The sequence below is a fragment of the Streptomyces antnestii genome (assembly GCF_004005495.1).
Classification (GTDB): Bacteria; Actinomycetota; Actinomycetes; order Streptomycetales; family Streptomycetaceae; genus Streptomyces; species Streptomyces antnestii.
Window position 1 is genome coordinate 249,468 of record NZ_RZYA01000008.1, and the last position, 21,956, is coordinate 271,423.

Annotated in this window: 20 protein-coding genes and 1 pseudogene; 8 read left to right on the forward strand and 13 right to left on the reverse strand. The window is 70.0% G+C overall.

Annotated elements, in window-relative coordinates:
- Positions 1 to 484: 484 nt before the first annotated feature.
- Positions 485 to 1,147 (reverse strand): response regulator, encoded by a 663-nt coding sequence (locus tag EOT10_RS19300; protein WP_127829469.1) that lies wholly within the window; start codon positions 1,145 to 1,147, stop codon positions 485 to 487.
- Positions 1,144 to 2,271, reverse strand: a complete 1,128-nt coding sequence (locus EOT10_RS19305; protein ID WP_127829470.1) for a sensor histidine kinase — start codon at positions 2,269 to 2,271, stop codon at positions 1,144 to 1,146. The genes EOT10_RS19300 and EOT10_RS19305 overlap by 4 nt, the downstream gene beginning before the upstream one ends.
- A gap of 227 nt (positions 2,272 to 2,498) precedes the next feature.
- Here EOT10_RS19305 and EOT10_RS19310 point away from each other — a divergent pair, with 227 nt between their 5' ends.
- The 3 genes and pseudogenes from EOT10_RS19310 to EOT10_RS19320 all read left to right on the forward strand — a co-directional run.
- On the forward strand, positions 2,499 to 2,882 hold the full coding sequence (locus tag EOT10_RS19310; protein WP_127829471.1) for a DUF6223 family protein: 384 nt from the start codon (positions 2,499 to 2,501) through the stop codon (positions 2,880 to 2,882).
- Between the two features lie 57 nt (positions 2,883 to 2,939).
- Positions 2,940 to 3,230, forward strand: a complete 291-nt coding sequence (locus EOT10_RS19315; protein WP_223281078.1) for a hypothetical protein — start codon at positions 2,940 to 2,942, stop codon at positions 3,228 to 3,230.
- Positions 3,206 to 3,523 (forward strand): annotated as a pseudogene (locus EOT10_RS19320) (DUF4253 domain-containing protein); the annotation flags it as partial. The gene EOT10_RS19315 and the pseudogene EOT10_RS19320, both read left to right, overlap by 25 nt.
- An 18-nt stretch (positions 3,524 to 3,541) precedes the next feature.
- Here EOT10_RS19320 and EOT10_RS19325 read toward each other — a convergent pair.
- Together EOT10_RS19325 and EOT10_RS43370 are read right to left on the reverse strand one after the other, a co-directional pair.
- Positions 3,542 to 4,075, reverse strand: a complete 534-nt coding sequence (locus EOT10_RS19325) for a CbrC family protein (RefSeq protein WP_127829472.1) — start codon at positions 4,073 to 4,075, stop codon at positions 3,542 to 3,544.
- Between the two features lie 546 nt (positions 4,076 to 4,621).
- Entirely contained in the window at positions 4,622 to 5,113 is a 492-nt protein-coding gene (locus EOT10_RS43370; RefSeq protein ID WP_488803550.1) for a hypothetical protein, read from the reverse strand.
- Between EOT10_RS43370 and EOT10_RS42025 the strand changes: the two genes are divergently transcribed.
- Together EOT10_RS42025 and EOT10_RS42030 are read left to right on the forward strand one after the other, a co-directional pair.
- Entirely contained in the window at positions 5,001 to 5,267 is a 267-nt protein-coding gene (locus EOT10_RS42025; RefSeq protein ID WP_223281079.1) for a hypothetical protein, read from the forward strand. The two genes, EOT10_RS43370 and EOT10_RS42025, sit on opposite strands and share 113 nt — an antisense overlap.
- On the forward strand, positions 5,264 to 5,554 hold the full coding sequence (locus tag EOT10_RS42030; RefSeq protein WP_223281080.1) for an integrase core domain-containing protein: 291 nt from the start codon (positions 5,264 to 5,266) through the stop codon (positions 5,552 to 5,554). The genes EOT10_RS42025 and EOT10_RS42030 overlap by 4 nt, the downstream gene beginning before the upstream one ends.
- 174 nt (positions 5,555 to 5,728) lie before the next feature.
- Here the strand turns inward: EOT10_RS42030 and EOT10_RS19335 are convergent, their stop codons facing one another.
- Positions 5,729 to 6,787, reverse strand: a complete 1,059-nt coding sequence (locus tag EOT10_RS19335; RefSeq protein ID WP_127829473.1) for an Lrp/AsnC family transcriptional regulator — start codon at positions 6,785 to 6,787, stop codon at positions 5,729 to 5,731.
- 139 nt (positions 6,788 to 6,926) lie between these two features.
- On the opposite strand from EOT10_RS19335, the gene EOT10_RS19340 reads away from it, so the two are divergent.
- Together EOT10_RS19340 and EOT10_RS19345 are read left to right on the forward strand one after the other, a co-directional pair.
- The gene (locus tag EOT10_RS19340) at positions 6,927 to 8,222 is read left to right on the forward strand and encodes an MFS transporter (RefSeq protein ID WP_127829474.1); all 1,296 of its coding nucleotides are present in this window, start codon (positions 6,927 to 6,929) and stop codon (positions 8,220 to 8,222) included.
- A 102-nt stretch (positions 8,223 to 8,324) separates the two neighbouring features.
- Positions 8,325 to 9,524, forward strand: a complete 1,200-nt coding sequence (locus EOT10_RS19345) for a M20 metallopeptidase family protein (RefSeq protein WP_127829475.1) — start codon at positions 8,325 to 8,327, stop codon at positions 9,522 to 9,524.
- On the opposite strand, the gene EOT10_RS19350 is transcribed toward EOT10_RS19345, so the two are convergent.
- Positions 9,525 to 11,261 carry a SpoIIE family protein phosphatase gene (locus EOT10_RS19350; RefSeq protein WP_223281081.1) on the reverse strand — a complete coding sequence of 579 codons (1,737 nt, stop codon included), beginning with the start codon at positions 11,259 to 11,261 and terminating at the stop codon, positions 9,525 to 9,527.
- 393 nt (positions 11,262 to 11,654) lie between these two features.
- Between EOT10_RS19350 and EOT10_RS19355 the strand changes: the two genes are divergently transcribed.
- On the forward strand, positions 11,655 to 11,843 hold the full coding sequence (locus EOT10_RS19355) for a DUF6381 family protein (RefSeq protein ID WP_127829477.1): 189 nt from the start codon (positions 11,655 to 11,657) through the stop codon (positions 11,841 to 11,843).
- 240 nt (positions 11,844 to 12,083) lie between these two features.
- Here the strand turns inward: EOT10_RS19355 and EOT10_RS19360 are convergent, their stop codons facing one another.
- From EOT10_RS19360 to EOT10_RS19390, 7 genes are all read right to left on the reverse strand, one after another.
- Positions 12,084 to 13,979: a glycoside hydrolase family 9 protein gene (locus EOT10_RS19360; RefSeq protein ID WP_127829563.1), complete on the reverse strand. Its 1,896-nt coding sequence runs from the start codon at positions 13,977 to 13,979 to the stop codon at positions 12,084 to 12,086.
- Between the two features lie 242 nt (positions 13,980 to 14,221).
- On the reverse strand, positions 14,222 to 15,478 hold the full coding sequence (locus tag EOT10_RS19365; protein ID WP_127829478.1) for an alpha-hydroxy acid oxidase: 1,257 nt from the start codon (positions 15,476 to 15,478) through the stop codon (positions 14,222 to 14,224).
- Between the two features lie 20 nt (positions 15,479 to 15,498).
- A complete protein-coding gene (locus EOT10_RS19370; protein ID WP_189491781.1) occupies positions 15,499 to 17,640 on the reverse strand; it encodes an acetate--CoA ligase family protein in 2,142 nt (713 codons plus the stop codon).
- Positions 17,637 to 18,545, reverse strand: a complete 909-nt coding sequence (locus EOT10_RS19375) for an amidohydrolase family protein (protein WP_127829480.1) — start codon at positions 18,543 to 18,545, stop codon at positions 17,637 to 17,639. The genes EOT10_RS19370 and EOT10_RS19375 overlap by 4 nt, the downstream gene beginning before the upstream one ends.
- A gap of 50 nt (positions 18,546 to 18,595) precedes the next feature.
- A complete protein-coding gene (locus tag EOT10_RS19380) occupies positions 18,596 to 19,564 on the reverse strand; it encodes a zinc-dependent alcohol dehydrogenase (RefSeq protein ID WP_223281082.1) in 969 nt (322 codons plus the stop codon).
- Between the two features lie 18 nt (positions 19,565 to 19,582).
- A complete protein-coding gene (locus EOT10_RS19385) occupies positions 19,583 to 21,181 on the reverse strand; it encodes a thiamine pyrophosphate-binding protein (RefSeq protein WP_127829482.1) in 1,599 nt (532 codons plus the stop codon).
- Positions 21,178 to 21,951, reverse strand: a complete 774-nt coding sequence (locus tag EOT10_RS19390) for an amino acid ABC transporter ATP-binding protein (RefSeq protein WP_148671506.1) — start codon at positions 21,949 to 21,951, stop codon at positions 21,178 to 21,180. The genes EOT10_RS19385 and EOT10_RS19390 overlap by 4 nt, the downstream gene beginning before the upstream one ends.
- Positions 21,952 to 21,956 lie beyond the last annotated feature (5 nt).

The window sequence follows — 21,956 nt, forward strand, 5'->3', positions numbered from 1 at the left end:
CTGTGAGTGCGGCTGATTGTCCTCCTCGGTGTCTTCGCCTCCATGCGCCCGGAGGAACTGGCCGAGCTGCGCCGAGCGGACATCGACCTGACACCGGCTCGGTACGGGTACGGGTACGGCAGGCCGCTCCGGAGTCGAACACGGCCGCCGGATGATTGGTGATCCCAAGTCCCGCGCGGGCAAACGGGAGATCGTGCCGCCGGGCTTCATTTTTCTCGACGTCCGCTGCCACCTGGAGTGGTTCACCCGGAGGGTTTTCTCGCGAGTGCTCCGCCCCCTGCTGACCGCTGTTTACAGCACCTACGGGCATGTTGTGGCACGGAGAGGGCCGAACCGAACCCGGCCGAGGACATCACCCGGCTCTGCCCGCTCAAGCACCGCAACCTCGACGTACCCGGGCGCGCCCCCGGCCTCGACGAGGATGCCGGCACCGGAGGCTGAGCACGTCCGTCAGATCCGCAGCGAAGCGGGCGGCCCGTGAGTGTCAGGATGTGCGTGGGGTGACCAGGCCGGATTCATAGGCGAGGACCACGAGTTGTGCTCGGTCGCGGGCGTGGAGTTTCGTCATCGCCCGGTTGATGTGGGTTTTCACGGTCATCGGGCTGATCACCATCCGGCCGGCGATCTCGTCGTTGGACAGGCCCCGCGCGACGAGGGCGACGGCCTCGCGTTCGCGGCCGGTCAGCTCTTCGAGCCCCGCCCCGGCGCCGGTGTCGAGCGGCTGGGACACGTACCTGTCGATCAGCTTGCGGGTGATCGAGGGGGCGAGCAGGGCGTCGCCGCGTGCGGCCACGCGGACGGCGTGCAGGAAGTCGTCCGGGACGATGTCCTTGACGAGGAATCCCGCGGCGCCGGCGCGCAGCGCGTCGAAGACGTACTCGTCCATGCCGTAGTTGGTCAGGATGACGACGTGCACCCCGGCCAGGGCCGGGTCCGCGGCGATGCGCCGGGTCGCCTCGATGCCGTCGACGACCGGCATCTGGATGTCGATGAGCGCGACGTCGGGCAGGTGTTCCCCGGCGAGCTCCAGGCCCTCCTTGCCGTCGGCGGCCTCGGCCACCACCTCGATGTCGTCCTCGAGGTCGAGGAGTGCGCGGAATCCGCTGCGGATGAGCGGCTGGTCGTCGACCAGCAGGACACGGATCACGACGTTCGCTCCACGGGGAGTTCGGCCCGGACGGTGAAGCCGCCCTCGCCGCGCGGTTCGGCGCGCAGGAGGCCGCCGAGGGCGGTGACGCGTTCGCGCATGCCGAGCAGCCCGACGCCGGGCACGGGGGTGGTGCCCGGCGTGGCCTTGCCGTCGTCGTCGATGCGGAGCGCGAGGGCGTCGGGCCGGTAGTCGATCCGGACCGATGCCGTGGTGGCGGCGGCGTGCCGGACGATGTTGGTCAACGACTCCTGGACGATCCGGTAGGCGGTCCGGCCCACCGCGGCCGGCACGTCGTGCCGCTGCCCCTCGATCGTCAGCGTCGCCTCCAGACCGGTCCTGCCGACCCACTCCACCAGTTCCGGTACGTCGGCGAGCCCGCGCGGCGGGGCCGTGTCGTCGTTGCGCAGCGCCTCCAGGGTCGCGCGCAGCTCCCGGCTCGCCTCCCGTCCGGCCTCCTGGATCGCCAGCAGCGCCTCGGGCACCTTCTCGCCGCGTCTGCGGGCCACGTGGACGGCGACTTCGGACTGCACCTTGATGACGGAGATCTGGTGGGTGAGTGAGTCGTGCAGTTCCCGGGCGATGCGCAGCCGTTCCTCGTCGGCACGGCGCCGCGCGGTCTCCTCGCGGGTGCGCTCGGCCTCCTCCGCCCGCTGCTCCGCCTGCCGTACCGCCTCCCCAGCGGCGAAGGAGGCGATGAGCCAGGCGAGTTCCAGGGTGCCGCGGGCCTGCACCGACACCTCGCCCACGGGCCCGTCGCGGAAGACCAGGGCCGTGAGCTGCAGAGCCACCAGCAGGGTCGCGGACGCCGTCACCGCCAGGACGCGGTGCCCGGCCCGCACCGCGCCGTACACCGCGACCAGGTACGCGACGGTGAGCACGTCGAACCCGGCCGCCTCGTAGCCCACCGCGCACAACCCGGTGACAGCCAGGACGGCGACCGGAGCCCTGCGGCGCGCCGCCAGCGCCAGGCCGCCGACCGCGAGCAGCGCGTAGCCGAGCAGGCCGGGCCCCGTGCCAGGGTGCTCCCCGGACCACCCGTCGCCCAGCATCAGCGCCGCCACGCCTACAGCGATCAACCCGTCCGCGACAGCAGCCGGTAGACCGAACCGTCGTTTGCCCATGCGCGCACCCTAGCCAGACGTCGCCGCGGGCGAGTCCGGCTCGTGGACGACCGACCGGCTACCGCGTCGGCGGTACCCGCGCGGCTCCTGCCGCGTCCGCGGTAGCCGCGTACGCCACTGGCGGCAGCGCGAAGTGCGTCCGTGTGCGGGACGACCGGAGGCAGGTCCGGCGGACAGGATCGGGCGACATCCAGGAGCAGGAGTCGTACGAGGAGAAGGAGCACCACATGTCCGTCCGTCACGTGCTTGCCGCACCCGCGGCCGCGCACTCCGCGGTCCAGCCGCTCGCCGTCGATGCCTATGACCTGACCGCCGGGCGGCTCGTGGGCACCGCAGCCGCGCTGGTGGCGCTGGCCGGCGTGGTCATCGGCGGGCTGGCCCTGTCCCGCTCGGCCGGCCGGATCGGCAACGGCAACGGGAAAAGGGGGGCCGTCGTGGCCTTGGGGGCGGGGCTGATCGGCATGGCCGTCGGCGTGGTGAACCTGGCCCTCGCCGACGGCGGTCCCGGCACCGGCAACGGAGTGATCGGTGGCGCGGTGGCGCTGGTACTGGGGCTGACCGCCGTGGTCCTCGGCCGGCTGGCCCTGGCCCGCTCCCGCCGCACCGGCTGACCGCCCCGCCCACCTCCGCGCGTCCGCGTGAGAGCGGGACAGGGACCCGCGGAAACGATGACGGCAACCGAACCCGCCCCCACGGGCGGGACACTGGCGGGCCTTGGCCGCTTCTGTTTCCGGCGCCGCCGCCTGGTCCTGCTGATCTGGATCGTCGGTGTGATCGCCGTGGCGTTCGCCGGCTTCGGCTACGGTGCCGCCCCCGACAACGACTTCTCCGGAGGAGACTCACAGTCGGCCAAGGCGCAGCAGTTGATGGAGAAGCACTTCCCCAAGGAGCAGGGGGACAGACTGACCCTCGCGATCAAGGCCCGCACGAGGTCGCTGCCTGCGGCGCGGACGCGTTGACGGCCGTCGGCTGGGACGGCCCCGTCAACTACGACAATGACACGGCCAAGTTCTCCGCTGTCGTGCGCGACTGGGAACGTCGCTTCGGCGCGCGCGTCGTAGCCGTCGGCTTCGACACCCTTCACCTCAGCATCGCGGCACCGCCGACGAGCGCGCAGGGCGCCCTCCAGGTCGCCGCCGAACACTTCGCCTTCTGCCCGGACAACATCTGGCAAGGCTCCAACCCCTACACCCTCGCCGCCTATGCAGAACGCATTGTCGGCATGAACAGCTGGCACTTCTGGTGGGACTGACCCCTAGCGCAATGGCCGTTATGAGGAGTCGACGTAGGCGAGGTGGGTGCCGCAGGCGGTGCAGCGGAAGAGCATCGCGGTGGCGCCTTGGCCGAGGTGGCTGAGGAACTGCTCGAGTTGGGCTGCGTTGTGCCATCCGCCGATGCGCAGGTCGTGCCTGAGTTGGTCGAGAGCCTCGGGCTGGGCTGCCAGTTCGCTGTAGCCGACCTCTCCGATGAAGGCGGCTGCGTCGTGGCAGTGGACAAGCCAGTGCGGATCCTGCCAGGAGTCGAAGCCGGGGGTGCGGCGGGTGACCTCGTGCAGGATCTCCTCGCTGACACCGTCGAGTCCGTAGGAGTCCATGAACTCGCCGGCGAACCGTTCGGCCGCGCTGCCGTCGGCGATGCACCAGGGGCAGAAGCGTCCGCTGACCTCTTGGGCGGTGTAGAAGGTCGCGGTGTAGATCCATCCCGTGGCACGGCTACAGCACGCGCAGGTCTCGACGCTCTCACGGATGGACCCGCTGGCGAGTGGATCGGAGTGGTAGCGGAAGGCAGGCAGGTCGGAGCTCACCGGTGCAGTCTGTTCGTAAGACAGCCCAGTGATCAAGCGGTCAGCGTGTATCCCCACTGGTCAGGAGTACGGCTTTCTCTGGTTCGCGCGCCGGCAAGCACTCCGCGCCGCTCAGAGGCGGCCATGCTCCGGAACGATCGTCTCGCATGTCTCACATAGCACCAGGTGGATCCGCCTGCCCTCTCGCAGGGCACCATCCGCACCGCACCGTTCACAGACAACCTCGCTGCGATCGGCGAAGGCACCCGTCACAGAGTGAAGCCGTGCGGACTCGTCATTGGTCCAGTTGCCTCCGGGCTGCCAAGGCCGCGGAAACGCCTGGAAAGACAAAGCCCCCCACTTCTGCTTCACAGCCAGAAGCTCATACTCAGGGAACTCTGCGACTACTGCCTGATGGCACTCCAGCACCAACGGCCGCCAGCCAGGCCCCACATCGAAGTCGTACGAGGGGTCCCGCAAGTGCTCTCTGACCGACGAGAACATGTCGTCCGAAGCCATAGAAGTCCCACTCACATCCGCCCCCTCACTTCACGATGGCCACCGATTCTACGATCCCAGGCTTACGCGGCGTGATGCGCAGGAGAAGTAAATCGCTATCAGCCGCGCGAGGTTCAGACACAGGCACCCGCTTCCGCCAAGTGCCTCTCCGCACGTAGCGTCCCTACGTGGCCATGCATGCCGCACCCACACCGCGAGCGCCGGAAACCTGAGCCGCCGAGCCCAACGCTTCATCCAGGCACGCGGGTTGAGCCTGCCGCCGTACGCAAGGAACTGCTCCAGGGCCTGCTCGGCCACGACTCCACGGTCTTCGAACTCGGTCCGCTGTTGCGCCTTATGGATGCGAGCGGTCTCGGTGATCGCCTGCTCAGCCCGACGCAGCGTTTCTTTGTCTGTCGTGAGGCCGTCGAAGCTTGTCCATCGGCAGGTGGTGGAGCAGCCCGGCGAGCAGGAACCGGTCGCCCGGCGTGAATGCTGGCTTGTTGCCACCGCCCACCCCACCGCCGCCTGGGTCACGCAGCGCGGGCGCAACCTCATCATGGACTTGGAGGATGTGGGCAGCAGGGTCAACTTCCTGATCCGCGACCGAGATTTCAAGTTCACCGCAGTCTTCGACGCGGTCCTGATCGGTGCCGGACTGGCGGTCATCAAGTGTGGCATCCACGTGCCCCGCATGAACTCGATCCCCGCATGAACTCGATCATTGAGCAGTGGATACAGACCTGCCGGCGCGAGCTTCTGGGCCGCACCCTGATCTGGAACCAGCGCCCCCTCCTCCACGCGCTGCGCGAGTTCGCGACGTTCTATAACGGGCACCGGCCGCACCGAACCCTGAAGCAAGCCGCGCCGCTTCGCCCACCACCCGAACCGATCAACGTGCCAGCACACACACGTCAGACACCTGGAAGTTCGTCGACGAGACCGGCTCGGCGGAACCCTCCACGAGTACCGACCTACCGCTTGACCAGGCCGGATGATTAATCGGCACCCGCAGGCCAGACCGGTCGCCAGATCGCGCCGGCCTGGCCGCCGCGCCGCTCGCCGTACCGCTCCACGCCCGGGATGGGGTTGCTCGCGCATCTGGATCTGGAGGAGAACCTCGGCGAACCAAGCATCAATCTCAGCCGGGACACCACGCAGGACCTGAATCTGTCGTCAGCCTGCCCAAGGATCCACCGGTACGACATCGATCGCGCGGCCGCGGTCGTCGAGTACGCGGCCCATCAGCTTGGACTGCTTCAGGACGATCGCGCGGTCGTGCAGGCGGAGTTGCGGGAGGCGTTCGCCGAGTTGGGTCTCCAGACGCTGGACGTCCTGGATGGAGTGCAGCCACAGCGTGAAGAGAAGGTTCTGCGGGCCGGTCACCGCGGCGCACAGCCGCACCTCGGGGAGGGTGAGCAGGACGCGCACGGTATCGGCGTGGTGTGTGGCGGGCACGCTCGCCCACAGGGTCGAGGAGACCGGCCACTCGGTGAGCTCACGCGCCACTTCGCAGCGCAGCGCGACATCATGGTCGGCGATGAGCCGGCCGAGGCGGCGGCGCACCGTGGGCGCGCTCAGTCCGACCGTACGCCCGATCTCCACCGCACTCCCCCGCCCGTCGGAGGAGACCGCGGTGACCAGCGCGCGGTCCTGGGCGTCCAGCGGCGCACCGGCCGACTGCGGCGCCTCCGCGGTACGCAGTGCCTCGCTCTGCCGGGCGTCCAGTGCGCGCAGCCGCCAGCGGCTGCCCTCGCCGTAGACCCGGGTGGCGATGGCGGCGCGGGTGGCGGTGACGCCGGGCAGGTCGGCGATGCGGCGCAGCAGCAGCGCGGAGAGGTCGCCGAGGCTGGGTACGAAGACGGTGACGACGAGGTCCCGGCCGCCGGCCATGTGCTCGACGGTGGCGACCTGCGGCATGCGTACGAGGGTTTCGGTCACCGTGTCGACGCTGCCGGCCATGCAGTCGACCTCGACGAACGCGACGCACATCCGCTCCAGCAGCCGGCGTCCCGGATAGCCGGTGACCCAGGCGAGCCCGGAGCGTTGCAGCCGGCTCCAGCGGCGCGCGGCGGTGACCGGGTCAATGCCGAGGACGGGCGCGACGGTCTGCCATGAGGCGCGCGGCGCGATCTGCAGCGCGTGGATCAGCTGAGCGTCGAGGTCGCTGAGGTCGCTGAGGTCGCTCAGACCGTTGGCGACTTTGGCACCCCTTGAAGAAGCACTTTCCTGCATATCAACCCGTCCCGGTGAAGCTTTCCTACCCGATAAGGGTAATCAATGTGCCGATGACCGACCGATGTCCAGAGTTGCGTCCCATCCAGGCAACGCCGGAAACCGGGCTCGGACCCTGGCCTACGGGAAGAGGTTGGCGATGACATCAACAGTGGCGGCACCGGCCGTCCGATCGGTCCGCGGCGGGACCGACAACGGGCGCAAGGCGTTGCTCGCCGCCACCGTCGGCGGCGTGGTCGAGTCCTTCGACTGGGCGATCTACGCCGTACTGGCGCCGTATTTCGCCTCACAGCTGTTCCCGGGCGACGATCCGGTGACCAAGTTGATGGCGGCCTATCTGGGCTTCGCGGTCGGTTTCGTCGTACGGCCCTTCGGCTCGTACGTGATGGGGCGGCTCAGCGACACCCGCGGCCGCCGTTTCGGGCTGACGCTCAGCATGGCGATCATCTCCGGCGCGAGCGTGCTGATCGCGGCCCTGCCGACGGCCGCCATGATCGGTGTCGGGGCGCCGGTGCTGCTCCTGCTGCTCCGCCTGGTGCAGGGCCTGTCGATGGGCGGCGAGAATCCGGCGGCGGCCGCGTATGTCACCGAGACCGCGCCCGGCCGACTGCGCTTCCTCTACAGCGCGATCTCCTACTCCGGCGTGATCGTCGGCAACATCCTGTCCTTCGGCGTGCTGGCCGTGCTGCTGGCCACCCTCGGCAAAGACGGCGTGGCCGGCGGCGGCTGGCGGATCGGCTTCCTGGTGGCGGCGGCGCTGGGCCTGCTCGCGCTGTGGATCCGGCGCAGCGCCGAGGAGAGCGAGGCGTTCGCCGAGCAGAAGTCGACCACCACGCGCGCCGAGCGCTTCGCGCTGTACAAGGCGAACGCCCGCAACATGCTTGCGGTCTTCCTCCTCACGCTGGGCATCACCGTCGGGTACTACTACGGCACCACCTACCTCCCGCAGTACGCCGAGAAGGTCGGCGCGGCCTCCGGCGCAGATTCGGCCGCCGCGATGCTGCTGCCGCTGGTCGTGCTGATCGGCGCGATGGTCTTTGCCGGGCGGACCGCCGACCGGGTGGGCGAGCTGAAGGCCATCCGCGTGGGGCTCGGTCTACTGGCGCTCGGCACCGTTCCGCTGATGCTGGCTCTGGCACACGGGACGATGCCGATGTGGCTGGTGACCACGGTCTATCTGCTGCTGGTCGCGACACCGCTCGGCGTGACCAACGTGCTCTTCGCCCAGCTGTTCCCGGTGGCGGTGCGCACCGTCGCGATGGGCGTGCCGTTCACGGTGGGCGTCGGCCTCTTCGGCGGTACGTTCCCGCTGCTGGCGGAGTGGCTGGGCAAGACCGGGCACCTCGCGGCGGTGCCGTGGTGGGCCGCTGCGGCCGCCACGATCGCCTTCCTCGCGACATTTCTCGTCCGGCTGCCGCAGCGCACGGACTCCTGACGTCCGACAGATCTGGCCGTACGTCGTGTCCCGCCCGCGGCGGACTGCTGACGTACGGCCGAAGCACCCCCACCACCTGCCCCATTTCACGAAGGAGTACCGATGAATCTGCGGGACGACGCCCGTGCCCTCTCCGGCGACCTGGTACAGCTCCGGCGCACGCTGCACCGCATTCCCGAGGTCGGCCTGAACCTGCCGCGCACCCAGGAGACGGTCCTGGCGGCGCTTGACGGGCTGCCACTGGAGATCAGCACGGGCAGCGGCCTCAGCTCGGTGACGGCGGTGCTGCGCGGTTCCCGCCCCGGCCCGACAGTGCTGCTGCGCGGCGACATGGACGGTCTGCCGGTCGCCGAACGGACCGGTCTGGACTTCGCCTCCGACACCGGACGGATGCACGCCTGCGGCCACGACCTGCACACCACGATGCTCACCGGCGCCGCGAAGCTGCTCTCCGCGCACCGCGATCAGCTCGCCGGCGATGTGGTGTTCATGTTCCAGCCCGGCGAGGAGGGGTACGACGGCGCCGGGCAGATGCTGGCGGAGGGCGTGCTGGACGCGTCCGGCCGGAAGCCGGACGCGGCGTACGCGATCCATGTGATGTCGGCCGGCCTGGACAGCGGCGTCTTCGGCACGCGCGGCGGTCCGGCGCTCGCCGCCTCCAACGTGCTGCGGGTGACGGTCAAAGGCGCCGGGGGGCACGGTTCGATGCCGCACCGCGCCAAGGACCCGGTGCAGGCGGCCTGCGCCATGGTCACCGCGCTCCAGGCCTGGATCACCCGGACCTTCGACATCTTCGACCCGGTGGTACTGACGGTGGGCACCTTCCACGCCGGCACCGCGCAGAACGTCATACCGGACAACGCGGTGTTCCACGCAACCGTGCGCAGCTTCTCGCCTGCCGCGCAGGCCACGGTGAAGGACGGCACGGTCGAGGTCTGCCGCGGCATCGCACACGCCTTCGGGGTCACCGTGGACGCGGAGTTCGTCGAGCAGTACCCGGTGACGGTCAACGACCACGCGGAGGCGGACTTCGCTGCGAACGCGGTGCGGGAGGCGCTGGGTGAGGAGTTCTACGCGCCGATGAAGCAGCCTCTGCACGGCTCGGAGGACTTCTCGCGGGTGATCGCTGAGGTGCCGGGCGTCATGCTGACGCTGGGCTCGCCGCCGCCGGGCGCCGACCCCGAACGCTCCCCCAACAACCACTCGCCGCTCGCGGTCTTCGACGACGCGGTGCTGCCGGACGGCGCCGCGGTGTACGCGGAGCTGGCGGCCCGGCGCCTGTCGAAGGCTGCCGCTCACTAGTCAGGGCTGGGCGGGGCGGACCCGGGCGATGAGCAGGGCGACGTCGTCGTGGTCGCCGGGGTTCCGCAGGGCGTGCAGGAGCAGGTCACAGGTTTCTTCCACGGCGCGGTGCTCGGAGCCGTCCAGCAGGCGGAGGAGGGTATCGAGGCGGTCGTCGATGGAATGGTGGCGCGTTTCGACCAGGCCGTCGGTGTAGAGGACCAGATCGTCGCCGGGACCGAGATCGACCGTGCTGCTGTGGAAGGTGACACCGCCGACACCCAGCGGCGCGCCGGGGCACAGGTCGAGCAGCTCGGCGGGTCGGCCGGTGTGGACCAGGACGGGGGGCAGGTGGCCCGCGTTCGCGATGCGGCACTCGGCGTGGTGGGGGTCGTAGACGGCGTAGAGGCAGGTGGCGATGTAGTGCTCCAGGCCGCTGGTGATCCTGTCCAGGTGCTGGAGCACCTGGGCGGGGTCGAAGTCGAGTTCGGCCAGGGTGCAGGTGGCGGTGCGCAGTCGGCCCATGGTGGCGGCGGCGTCGATGCCGCTGCCCATCACGTCCCCCACGACCAGGGCGGTCTTGTCGCCGCTCAGGGGGATGATGTCGAACCAGTCTCCGCCGACTTCGGTGGTGGCCTGGGCGGGCTGGTAGCGGGAGGCGGTCTCCAGGCCGACCAGGTGCGAGGGGTGCTCCGGCAGCAGGCTGCGCTGGAGGGTCACCGCGGTGTTGCGCACGCTCTGGTACCAGCGGGCGTTGTCGATGCTCACCGCGGCACGGTTGGCCAGCTCGCCGGCCAGCACGGCGTCGTCATGGTTGAAGGGCAGGGGGTTACGTGCGCGTTTGAGGTCCAGGGCGCCTAGCACTGTGCCGCGGGCGGTGAGCGGCACAGCCAGGTAGGAGTGGACGCCGGCGCGGGCCAGGAGCGTCACGGCCTCGGAATCGCGCGCTATACGGGGCAGGTCGCGGTTGCTCACATCGGGTATCAGGACCGGTTTGCCGGTGCGGACGCACTGGGTGACCAGGCGGTCGGCGGCATAGGCGGCCAGGTCGCCCACCTGGTCAGCGGCGCGGGTGGCCTCGGAGGGGTAGGCGGCGGCCAGGGCGAGGGCGCGGAAGAGTTCCGGTCCGCTGCCCGGCCCGGCAGCGCGGTGGAAGGCCAGGATCGTGTCGAGGACGTCCACCGTCGCGAGGTCGGCGAGCTCGGGCACGGTGACCTCAGCCAGCTCGCGTGCGGTCTGGTCCACGTCGAGCACGGTGCCGATGCGAGCCGAGGCATCGGCGATCAGGGCCAGGCGCCGTCGGGCCCGGGCTGCTTCGGTCGCCAGGCGGTGCCGCTCGGTGACGTCCGCGATCGAGGCGGCCACTCCCCACACCCGGCCGACAGAGTCGTGCAGCTGGTAGAGGGAAACCGACCATGCATGATCCTGCCCCGCATCGGCCCAGGTACGGCCGACGACGTTCTGATCCAGCAGCGGGACTCCCGTCTCCAGCACCCGCCACTGCGCGGACTCGATGGCCCCGGTGTCCACACCCGGCAGGATCTCAGAGACGGTGCGGCCGACATGCTCCTCGTTCGACAGGCCATTGATGCGCTCCAGCGCCGGGTTGACGGCCAGGTACCGCAGATCTGTGTCCATGACAGCCAGCCCGACCGGGGACTGCGAGACCAGCGTCCCGGACAGCTCATTCAGCAGCCCGCGGCGCTGGAAGGTCCTGGGGACATCGCCTCCGGCCCGAAAGGATTCGGATGTGTTCATCCAGGCCATCCCCTTTTGCAGCCGTCACCCCAGGTGCCTCCGGGCGCCGTCCTGGACCCCGAGACCCTGGTCCTTCGCCGCCTCCATGATGTCCACGAAGCAGCCCGTCACGCATCTCCCCGACTGGCGTTGGTGGTGGCCACCGGCTCCCGGAGAAGAGGCGACGGGCGGGAGCCGGCGGCCAATCAGAACGTACGGCACCGAGTGAGAGACACCCGGGGACACGCCGACCGGCATTGCGGCAGTGCCCCAATGCCGCTCACCCCCCCCGTGCGCGGCGGTTGGCCCTCCCCAACTGCATAGATAACAGTGGGTGATTGATCGAGATGCAGACAGTGACGAGGCCTGTTTCTCTGATGGGGCCCGCTCTTCCTCATCACCCAAGGAGTGATCATGAGCGCTGCAGGCGAATCCGGTCGTGCCCAGCAGATGCGTGCCAAGGCTCAGGACCTGGAACAGGCCGCGGAACGTGCCACTGACCCGCAGGAGCGTCAGCGTCTGAAGGACAAGGCCCGCCAGCTCAAGGAGCAGAGCGAGCAGGCAGGCGGCACGGGCAAGCCGGACATCGACCCGATGGTGTAGTTCCGGCAGTTCCGAGCACAGACACCGGCCGGTGGCCGTCCTCCGTGGCATTCCGCCACGCGAGAGGCCCCCGGCCGGTCACTGCTGTCTCCGCTCAGTCGCCCGCGGCGCGGTGGGGGAGATCAGCGCGCAGAGCGGCAGGCGTCCTCAGCCGCATGCCCGGGCGCACCAGCCCCCTGTCAGGCTCTGTGCATTCCAGAACCCTGTGACAGGGGGCGCGTCAAGGCCGCGGTGTCGGCGTCAGGCCTGGTCGTCCAGGTAGGAGGCGACCCACGCCAGCGGGGCGTTCCAGTTGATGGTGATCTCGTTGGTGGACCAGGACTCGATGTCGTCCACGTAGCACTTCGCCGGGGCGCAGCCCTTGAGCCTGGTCTGGGCGACCGGGTCGTCGACCGACGAGTTCGGACCGCCCGCCACCGCACCGGGGGCCGGCTGCGGCAGCTTGGCGTCCTTCTCGTGGGCCCAGAAGCGGTGGTGCTGGTTGTGCGCGTACCGAGCGCCGTAGCCGGTGACATACGACATGCCCATCGGGTTACGGCCCAGGATGTAGTCCATGCCGCTGGTGACGGCGTCGCGGTACTTGTTCTTGCCGGTGATGTCGTGGGCGGTGGCGAGGACGACCATGTTGTTCAGGATCTGGCCGTTGGATCCCCACGCGTAGCTGCCGCCGGGGGCGTACGGGACGCCGTAGCCGCCCTTGCCGGCGGCGGCGGCGTAGCGGTCGGCGGCCTCGGTGACCGCCTTCTGGGCGGCCTTGACCCCGGCGTCGCCCAGCTTGTTCGGCACGGTGGCCAGGTCCAGGGCGCCAAGCCCGCCGACCGACTGCCAGGAGATGCCGCCGTCCGGGAAGAGCGCCTCACTGTCGTTGTGCAGCGAGGACTTCTCCACCTCCTGGCGGTACTCCTTGTCACCGGTGGTGATGAACAGCTCGGACGCGGCCCAGTAGAACTCGTCCTTGACGTCGTAGTCGCTGTACGCGCCACCACCCGTGGCGTCGCCCGGGTCGGCGAACATCTTCGGGTTGGCCTTCGCCGCGTCGAAGGCGGCGCGTGCGGCCTTCAGGGCCTTGGCCGAGAACTCCTTGTCATACGGCTCGAACAGCCGGGCGGCCTGGGCGGCGGTGGCGGCCAGGTTGAGGGTGGCGGCGGTGGACGGTGCGTGCAGCTCGCGCTTGTTGGTGCTCTTGTCGGCCCGCAGCGGCAGGCCGGACCAGGTGCTGTCGTGGACCTTGTGGTGGGCCATGCCGGCCAGCTTCTCGCCCTTGGGCACCTGCATGCTCAGCAGGAAGTCCATCTCCCAGCGGGCCTCGTCCAGGATGTCCGGGACGTGGTTGCCGTGCTCGGGCACGAGCAGGCGGCCGTCACCCAGCGCCTTGCTGTCGGCACCCTTGGTGTGCAGGGTCCGCTCGTAGCTCGACATCAGCTGCGCCACGGAGATACCGCCGTTGACCACGTACTTGCCGTAGTCACCCGCGTCGTACCAGCCCTTGCTGACGTTGAGGGTGTAGTCGCACACCTTCGGCTGGCAGGGCACCTTCTCGTCACTCGACGCGGCGCCGTCGATGTGGCCGGCCGGGCGGGCGTAGTTCTTGCCGACCAGATTGGCGTCGATGTTGATACCGCTGCGGTTGTGGTAGAAGTACGCCAGCGAGTCGGTGCGCAGCTGCGAGTAGGTGTTGTCCCCGATGCTGAACGGCTCGCTCGTCTTGCCGCCGACGGTGACGGTGTAGCCCTTACCGCTCTCGGCGACCTTGCTGAAGTCGAAGGTGTGGACGTTCTCACCGGAGGACTTGTCCACTCCCGCGGGCTTGGTCTTCCCGCTCGCGACCTCCTTGCCGTCCGCGTCCTTCAGGGTCCAGGCCAGCGGCGACTCGGACTTGGTCACGAACGTGCCCTGCTTGGGGCTCTTGGTCTGGTAGCCGACCTGGTTGACCTGCACGGTCGGGGCGGGGCCGGTCTTGGAGGCGGCCGGCTTGGAGATCTGCGGCGCGGTGGCCGCCGCAGCCGAGCCGAGCGAAGAGCCAACGGCGGAGACGGCGACGGGGATGGCGACAGCGCCGGCCACGACACCGGCCACCGTCGCGACCGCAAGCCTGCGGCGGCCGCCACGGTTCAGCCGGTCGAGCACACGGGCCATGCGGGGGGCGGGGCGAGACACCAAGAGGTCCTTCCGGGGTGGGGGCTGAGACAGCGGCGGGTTTCCAACCGCTCCACCGACTGTAGGAAGGACACCGGGTCTCAATCACCGTACGCGCGAGCGAAGTTGAGGACCTGCGATCGAACGAAGGCCGCCTACCTCAATTGAGGTAGGCGGCGGGCGGGCACCTGGTCGGAGAGTTCGTAGGGGTCTGGTTCGTAGGGGTCTGGTGGGACGTACCGTCAGTCGAACGGCAATGGCGCCCGGCGGCTGAAGAGCCGCACGTGCTCCGGTCCGAGTTCGGCGATGGACGTCACTCCGAGGAGCTGCATGGTCCGTTCCACTTCGGTGCGGAGGATGTGGGCCGCCCGGTCCACGCCGGCCTCGCCACCGGCCATGAGGCCGTAGAGATAGGCCCGTCCGAGGAGGACGAAGCGAGCGCCCGAGGCGATCGCCGCGACGACATCCGCCCCGGTACGCACACCGGAGTCGATCATCACTTCCGTGTCCGCCCCGACGTCGCGGACCACGCACGGAAGCAGATGCAGCGGCGGAGCCGTACGGTCCAGCTGACGGCCCCCGTGGTTGGACAGCACGATCCCGTCGGCCCCCGCATCGACGGCGCGGCGGGCGTCGGACGGCGTCTGGATCCCCTTGATCACCAGGGGCCCGTCCCACGCCGCACGCACCCGGGCGAGGTCCTCGAACGTCGTCGTGTTGTCGTTGAACCCGGACACCTGCAGCTCGGACCGGGGCCGGCCCGGTTCTTCGAACGTGAAGGTGTACGGCTCTGTGGTGAGGAGATTCATCCACCACTCGACCCGGTAGGACGCGTCGAGGAATGTCTTGAGGGTGAGCTGCGGTGGATAGGACATCCCGGTCCGCAGGTCCCGCAGGCGATTGCCGGAGACCGGCACGTCCACCGTGACGATCAGCGCGTCGTAGCCGTGCGCCTTCGCCTCGGCGATCATCCGGAGTGAGAGTTCGCGGTCCTTCAGCAGGTATGTCTGGAACCAGCGCCGTGCGCCCGGCTCCGCCGCCGCCAGATCCGCGATGGAGGTGGTGCCCACGGACGAGAGCGCGTACGGGATGCCTGCGCGCGACGCCGCCCGCAGCACCGCACGCTCCCCCGCGGCGTGCATCATGCGGGTGCCGCCCGTCGGGCCGAAGCCGAACGGCAGCGCGCTGGGACCGCCCAGCACGGTGGTGGTCATGTCCACGGCGTGCACATCGCAGAGGATGCCGGGCCGGAATTCCAGCTCGCGGAACGCCTCCCGCGCCCGGTCCATGCTGATCTCCTCCTCGGCCCCGCCGTCCACGTAATGGAACGGCCCGGACGGGGTGCGCACCTTCGCGATGCGGCGCAGGTCCTCGATCGTGTGCGCGGCGGACAGCCGCCGCTGCACACGATCGAGACCCTTGCCGCCCCGCAGTGCCAGGAACGGCCTGAGGTCACCCGGCCGTGGAATGCGGCGGTCCAGCCGCGGGTAGTCCGGCATCCGGTCAGGATCCTTCCTTGTCAGCGGGCGATGAAGAGGGCGTCGACAAGGGTGACCTCGCCGGTCCCTTCCCTGATGAAGGCCGGGTTGAGGTCGGCTTCGACGATGAGGTCGCCCAGCTCCGCGGCCAGCGCGCCGAAGCGCACGATCACTTCGGCCAGCGGCCCGGCGTCGGTCGGCCGGGCGAGCCCGCGGTACCCGGACAGCAGCCGGCCGAGGTGGGTCCGGGCGATCATGTCGAGGGCACCCTGCGGCGACACGGGCGCCAGGTCCACGGCCCGGTCGCCCACCAGCTCCGCCAGGGACCCGCCGGATCCGGCGACGACCAGGGAGCCCAGCGGCTCCTCCCGCGTGAATCCGAGGATCCCTTCGATGCTGCCGGTGACGGCCGCCTGGACCTCGTATCCGTCCACCTCGGCATGCGGGAGCGCCCGCATGCGTTCGCGGATCCCGCGGACCGCCGCACGCAGCGCGTCTTCATCCTCGATGCCGACCACCACGCCGCCGACGTCCACGCGGTGCGGGACGTCCTTCGACGCGATCTTCACCACCACCGGGAACCCGAGGTCATGCGCGAACGTGACCGCCTCGTCCTCGTCCCGCGCCAACCGGGACCGGACGTACGGCAGGCCGTAGGCGGAGACGATCCGCTGGACGAGCGCGTGCGGGAGCGGCCCGTGATGCACGGCGATCTCCTCCCGAAGCTCCGCGAGCAGAGCGGCGGGAACCGTTGGTCCGGTGCCCTCAGCCGCGGACCGCGGAACCGTACCCAGCGTGTTCAGTGCGGCCAGGGCGGGTTCCAGGCCACGCAGGATAGTCACGTTCGTGCCGGCGGTCAGTTCCGCGAGGAGCGGATGGACCGGGGACGCCGTGCTGGACACCAGCACCACGGGCTTCGCGGACGGCCTCGCACCGTCCACGATCTGCCGTATGTGCTCCAGATAGTCGTGCCGTGGGGTGAGCGGCAGCTTCTCCTGGGCGTCCTGCACGACGACGACGGCGTCGACGGCAGGGTCCTCACCGACCGCTTCGACCGCCGGCGCCGTCCGGCGGGCCTCCTTGTCGATGCTGGCGCCGATGTCGACGGGGTTCTCCCCGGTGGTCCCCGGAAGCGCGGCTCTGACGCGCTCCACGGTGGCCGGGGCGAAGTCGGCGATCGTCGCGCCCACCTCCGTGGCGATGTCGCACGCGAGCGCGCTCTGCCCGCCCGAGATGGACATGACCGCGAGCCGGTTGCCGCCCACGGGCCGCGAGCCGAGGCCCGAGTACAGCTGGAGGGTGGTCACCAGTTCGTCGTAGTCGCGGACCAGCGGCACACCCAGCTGCCGGAAGAGGGCCCGGTACGCGTCGTACCCGGTGACCAGGGCGCCGGTGTGCGCCTGGGTCGCCCGGCCGCCGGCCGACGTGCGCCCGACCTTGACGGCCACGATCCGCTTGCCCGCGGCCTGCACCCGCCGCACCGCCGCCCGGAACTTCTCCGGCTCCTTCAGCGACTCGAGCACCAAGCCCACGGCCGCCGTCTCGTCGTCGTCCGCCAGCCAGGAGAGGTAGTCGGCGGCGGACAGGGAGAGCTCGTTCCCGCTGGAGATCACGCGGGAGAACCCGAGGTCCGAGGTGGTGGTCACCGAGATCGCAGCGGATCCGGACTGTGTCACGAGGGCGACGTTCCCGGTGTGGAAGTCGCCCCGGATGTGGGCGGTCCACAGGGGGGCGGCGTCGGCGGCGCTCAGCGTGCCGAGGCAGTTGGGGCCGTTGACCACGATCTGCAGCTCCTCCAGGACCGACCGCAGCGCGGCGAGCTCCTCCTCGGAGAACCCGGCGGCCGGCAGCACGGCGGCGGGACAGCCGCGGGCCGCGAGCTCGCGGAGCACCCCCGCGGCGCGGGAGGCGCGCACGCTGACCACCGCGACGTCGACGTCGTCGGGCAGCTTCGCGACAGCCGGCACCGCCGGATACCCCTCGAGCACGTCGGCGCGCGGATGCACGGGGACGACCATGCCCGCGAAGCCGAAGGTGCGGAGGTTCCGCAGCACCTGGTTGCCCAGGGTGTGACGCTCCGGCGAAGCGCCGATCACGGCGATGGTCTTCGGCCGCAGCAGCCCGGTGATGCCCCGGGTGATCTTCGCAGCGGCGTCCTTCTCGAAATCCACGGTGGCGGTCACTCGATCCCCAGCACCCGGCAGGCGTTGCTGTACAGCCACTTCTCTTTGACCGACTCCTTGAGGGGCAGCGCCAGGTACTCGTCGATGATGTCCTCCATGGACATGCCGAGCAGGCCCCAGGAGAGCCCCACCATGACCTTGTCCTGGATCAGGGTGTTGCCGAATTGCATGAACTGCTCCCAGCCGGACCCGGGCCGGCCGAGGTACTTGGGCCGGTGCGCGGCGGTGTCGCAGAACAGGTTCGGGTGGCGACGCAGCAGGCCCACCATGTCGTTGATCCACGGCCAGCCGCTGAGGCCCGCGATGATGGTCAGCTCGGGGAAGTCCATGGCGATCGTGTCGAGGTGACGGGGGTGGGCCAGGTCGTAGGGCCGGTCGTTGGCGTAGGGCATGGAGGTGTAGATGCGCACCGGGATCCCTAGTTCCACGGCCTTCGCATACAGGGGGTAGTACCGGCGGTCGCTCGGCGAGACGACGTCGTACAGGGCCGCCACGGAGAGGCCGCCTATGCCCTCCTCGCGGACCAGCCGCTCGAGCTCGCGGACTGCCCGCATGCCGTCATAGGGGCTCAGGTGGGCGAAGCCGATGAACCGGTCCGGGAACGCCTGGACCACTTCGGCGGTGACCGCGTTGGACGCCGCCGCCACCACGCTCTTGACCACGCCGGCCTGGTCCATGAGTTTCACCAGCTCAGCGGCCCGTTCGGCCGGCGGGCGGGTGTCAGTCACGGCGTTCACGGCCGGTGCGTCCGGGGTGTCCGAGCGAGTGAAGACGGTGTCGTAGTTGGACCAGCCGTACCCCTGCGGGTTCGGCAGGCGGTCCGGTCCGGCGGGGCCCCTCTGCCCGGTTCCCGGGTGCTCCCCGTCTCCACCGGGGAGCACGGTTTCGAGGTCGATGACACGCACGTGGGTTCTCCTTGCTGATTCGGTGGTGTTCAGGACTGGTTCGGTGGTGTTCAGGCGGCCGGCGCGGGTGTCGGCGCGGTGAAGACGATCTTGAGCTGGCCGGGCCTCGGGGCGGCGGCTCGTTCGTAGGCGCCGTTGATGTCGTCCGGCCCGACGACGTCGGTGACGTAGGCGGAGGCCAGCCGCGGGTGCCGGGCGAGGTATTCGCCGGCTTCGGCGAGCCAGCGGCGGCGGTCTCGCGTGAGGCCGGAGCGCAGGGTGAGGTCCTTGGCGAGGAAGCGGTCCATGTCGAGCGGGTAGATCGGCTCGTCGGGGATGCCGAAGTAGTAGATCTGCCCGCCGTGAGCCACCGCCTCGACGGCGTCGTTGAGGGTGGCGGTCTGGTGCCCGATCGCCTCGACCACGATGTCGGGGCGCTCGTCCTCGGCGAGGGCGCGGGCCCACCGGTCGGCGGACGCCCACACCATCTCGTCGACCCCGAAGTCGGCGGCTGCGTCCCGGCGGTCCACCCGGTCCACGCCGATGACCCGCGCCGCTCCGGCGGTCTTGAGCACGTGGCTGAACAGGACCCCGATCGGCCCCTGGCCCATGACTGCGACGGTGCGGCCCGTGACGGCGCCCAGCCGGTCCACCGCGGCGAGCACGCACGCGAGGGGCTGCAGCATGATGGCCTCCTCGGCCGCCAGGCTCCCGTCGAAACCTGTCAGGCCCTCGCCGCGGGTGACGACGTACTCGGCGATCGCGTCGTAGTTGGTCGCCCAGCCGACCACGGTCTCGCCAGGGCGCACGTCCTGGTGTTCGGAGGCGACCACCACTCCCACCACCTCGTGCCCGGGGAATCCCGCCGGGCCGGGGAGATGCGTGTGCTGTGGGGCGTCGATCTGCCGCATGCCTCGGAAGAACTGAAGATCGCTCCCGCAGATCCCGCCCACAAGAGTCCGGAGCAGCACGTCACCGGGCCCGAGATCCGCCTGGTCGGGCTCCGGTGCGTCGTACGGCGCGAAGCGTTGCGGCGCCATCAAGCGCATCGCCCACATTCAGATCATCCCGTCCGGGCTGATGCGGATGTCGATGAGCAGCGGCCCGCTCCGTGCGGCGATGGCGTTCTTGATGGCGTGCAGCTCGTGCAGGGTGGTGACGGTGACGCCGGTGCCGCCGAGCGCCGTCGCCACGCCTTCGAAGCCGGGCCAGTCGAAGAGGGTCAGGTCCGGGTTCTTCCCCAGGTCCCGGAACTGGACCTCCTCCGCGCCGTAGCAGCCGTCGTTGAGGACCACGCAGATCAGGTCCCTGCCGTAGCGGACGGCCGTGTTGAACTCGGTGAGCCCGGTCATCATGAAGCCACCGTCGCCGCAGATGAGCAGCGTGGGCCGCGCGGGACGGGCGAAGCTCGCACCGATGGCGGTGCCCATGCCGATGCCCACCGCACCGTAGCTGGCGCCGTAGATGTAGGAGCGGGCGTCGGGCGCGTGGACCCGACGGACGGTCTCCTCCATGAACCGTCCCACGTCCACGGCGAGGGTGCGGTCCACAGGCACCACTTCGTCGATGACGGACAGGGCGGTGCGGAGGTCGACGACGCCGTCGCCACTGCTGTCGCGGTATCCGTCGTCGCGGAGTCCGGCAAGGAGGCCGGCGGCCTCTTCGTGGAAGCGGGTGGGGGCGATCCCGGCGAGGTCGAGGAAGCCCACGATCGCCTGTGCCACGTCCGCGGCGTCACCGGCGATCACGGCGTCGACGTCCAGGTTCGCGCCGAGGCGGGCCGGGTCGGCGTCGCATTCGATGACGGCCTTGCCGCGGAAGAGCGCGCCGCGCTCGGTGGTGAGCTTGGACAGGCTCGCGCCGAGGGCGATGATGCAGTCCGCGCGGTCGATGACCGTGGAGCCTTCGGGGCCGGCGAGGCTGCCGCAGATGCCGATGGAGCGGGGGTCCCCGCGGAACAGTTCCTTGGCGCGGAGGGTGGTCGCGACGGGTGCGCCGATGCGGTCCGCTAGCGCGAGGATGCTGTCCCCGGCGCCGCTGAGCACCGCGCCGTGGCCGGCCAGGACGAGCGGTCGGCGCGCGACGCTGATGATGCCGAGTGCCGCGTCCATCTCGTCCTTGTCGAGGACGGCGGGTGGCACCTCGGCCGCGCCTTCCGGTGTGCGGTACAGGACGTCGTCGTGCTGGATCTCCACCGGGACGTTGAGGACGATGGGGCGTCGCTCACGGCGCGCACGATGGAACGCGTTCGCGACGTCGTGGAGCACGGAGTGGCGGGATTCGACGGCGATGAAGCCGGCGCCGGTGGGCGCGATGTACTCCGCCTGTTCGATGTACTGCTTGTTCTCCGTGTCCCGGGTGTCGCCGGCGAGGAGGACCAGGGGTGTCCCGGCGCTGACGGCGTCGCGGAGGGCGGTGATGGTGTTGGTCAGACCTGGGCCCTGGGTGACGGTGGCGACGCCGACTTCCCCGCCCGCCTGGGCGTAGCCGTTCGCCATGGTGACGGCTCCGAATTCGTTCGCCGCGGCCACGTAGTTCAGGCCGAGTTCGTGGACGAAGTGGTCGATGATCAGGAGGTTCCCCTCCCCCATCAGCCCGAAGATCGTGTCCACGCCGTGGTCGGCGAAGGCCTTCGCCACGGCTGCGCCGAGTTTCACGCTGATGCCCTTCTCTCACTCATAGCGCGGGCCAGGAACGCCCTGGTGCGCTCTTCCTCGGGGTTGGACAGGACCTCGGGCGCCGGCCCCTGTTCCACGACTTTCCCGTCGCTCATGAACGTCACCGTGTCCGCGACGTCCTGGGCGAAGCCCATCTCATGGGTGACCACCACCATGGTCATGCCGTCCCGGGCCAGCTGTTTCATGACGGAGAGGACCTCGCCCACCAGTTCAGGGTCCAGGGCGGAGGTGGGCTCGTCGAAGAGCATCAGCTTGGGGTCCATGGCGAGGGCCCGGGCGATGGCGATGCGCTGCTTCTGGCCGCCGGAGAGCTGGGCCGGGTACGCCCGCACCTTGTCGCTGAGGCCCACCCGTTCCAGCAGCTCGTAGGCGCGGGCCTTCGCCTGCGCCGCCGGGATTTTCCGGACGCCGCGGGGCGCTTCGATGATGTTCTCCAGGACGTTCTTGTGCGGGAACAGGTTGAAGTTCTGGAACACCATGCCGATCTGCTCGCGATTGCGGCAGACCTCGGCGTCGCGGAGTTCGTGGAGGCGCCCGTCCACCTCCCGGTAGCCGACGGTCTTGCCATCCACATGGATGCGGCCGGCGTCGATCTTCTCCAGGTGGTTGATACAGCGCAGGAAGGTGGTCTTGCCGGAGCCGGAGGGTCCGATGATCACGGAGACCTCGCCGCGCTGCACTTCGAAATCGACGCCGCGGATGATCTCCAGGGGGCCGTACCGCTTGTAGACGCCGGCGGCTTTGACCATGGGGC

Excerpts from the sequence above, each read along its gene's own strand:
- EOT10_RS19365 (WP_127829478.1), bottom strand. The coding sequence starts at position 15,478 with ATGCCGGACTACCCGCGGCTGGACCGCCGCATTCCACGGCCGGGTGAC.
- EOT10_RS19340 (WP_127829474.1), top strand. The coding sequence starts at position 6,927 with ATGACATCAACAGTGGCGGCACCGGCCGTCCGATCGGTCCGCGGCGGG.
- EOT10_RS19380 (WP_223281082.1), bottom strand. The coding sequence starts at position 19,564 with ATGGCGCCGCAACGCTTCGCGCCGTACGACGCACCGGAGCCCGACCAG.
- EOT10_RS19305 (WP_127829470.1), bottom strand. The coding sequence starts at position 2,271 with ATGGGCAAACGACGGTTCGGTCTACCGGCTGCTGTCGCGGACGGGTTG.
- EOT10_RS19345 (WP_127829475.1), top strand. The coding sequence starts at position 8,325 with ATGAATCTGCGGGACGACGCCCGTGCCCTCTCCGGCGACCTGGTACAG.
- EOT10_RS43370 (WP_488803550.1), bottom strand. The coding sequence starts at position 5,113 with ATGATGAGGTTGCGCCCGCGCTGCGTGACCCAGGCGGCGGTGGGGTGG.
- EOT10_RS19310 (WP_127829471.1), top strand. The coding sequence starts at position 2,499 with ATGTCCGTCCGTCACGTGCTTGCCGCACCCGCGGCCGCGCACTCCGCG.
- EOT10_RS19390 (WP_148671506.1), bottom strand. The coding sequence starts at position 21,951 with ATGGTCAAAGCCGCCGGCGTCTACAAGCGGTACGGCCCCCTGGAGATC.
- EOT10_RS19335 (WP_127829473.1), bottom strand. The coding sequence starts at position 6,787 with ATGCAGGAAAGTGCTTCTTCAAGGGGTGCCAAAGTCGCCAACGGTCTG.
- EOT10_RS42030 (WP_223281080.1), top strand. The coding sequence starts at position 5,264 with ATGAACTCGATCATTGAGCAGTGGATACAGACCTGCCGGCGCGAGCTT.
- EOT10_RS19315 (WP_223281078.1), top strand. The coding sequence starts at position 2,940 with ATGACGGCAACCGAACCCGCCCCCACGGGCGGGACACTGGCGGGCCTT.
- EOT10_RS19350 (WP_223281081.1), bottom strand. The coding sequence starts at position 11,261 with ATGAACACATCCGAATCCTTTCGGGCCGGAGGCGATGTCCCCAGGACC.
- EOT10_RS19355 (WP_127829477.1), top strand. The coding sequence starts at position 11,655 with ATGAGCGCTGCAGGCGAATCCGGTCGTGCCCAGCAGATGCGTGCCAAG.
- EOT10_RS19360 (WP_127829563.1), bottom strand. The coding sequence starts at position 13,979 with ATGGCCCGTGTGCTCGACCGGCTGAACCGTGGCGGCCGCCGCAGGCTT.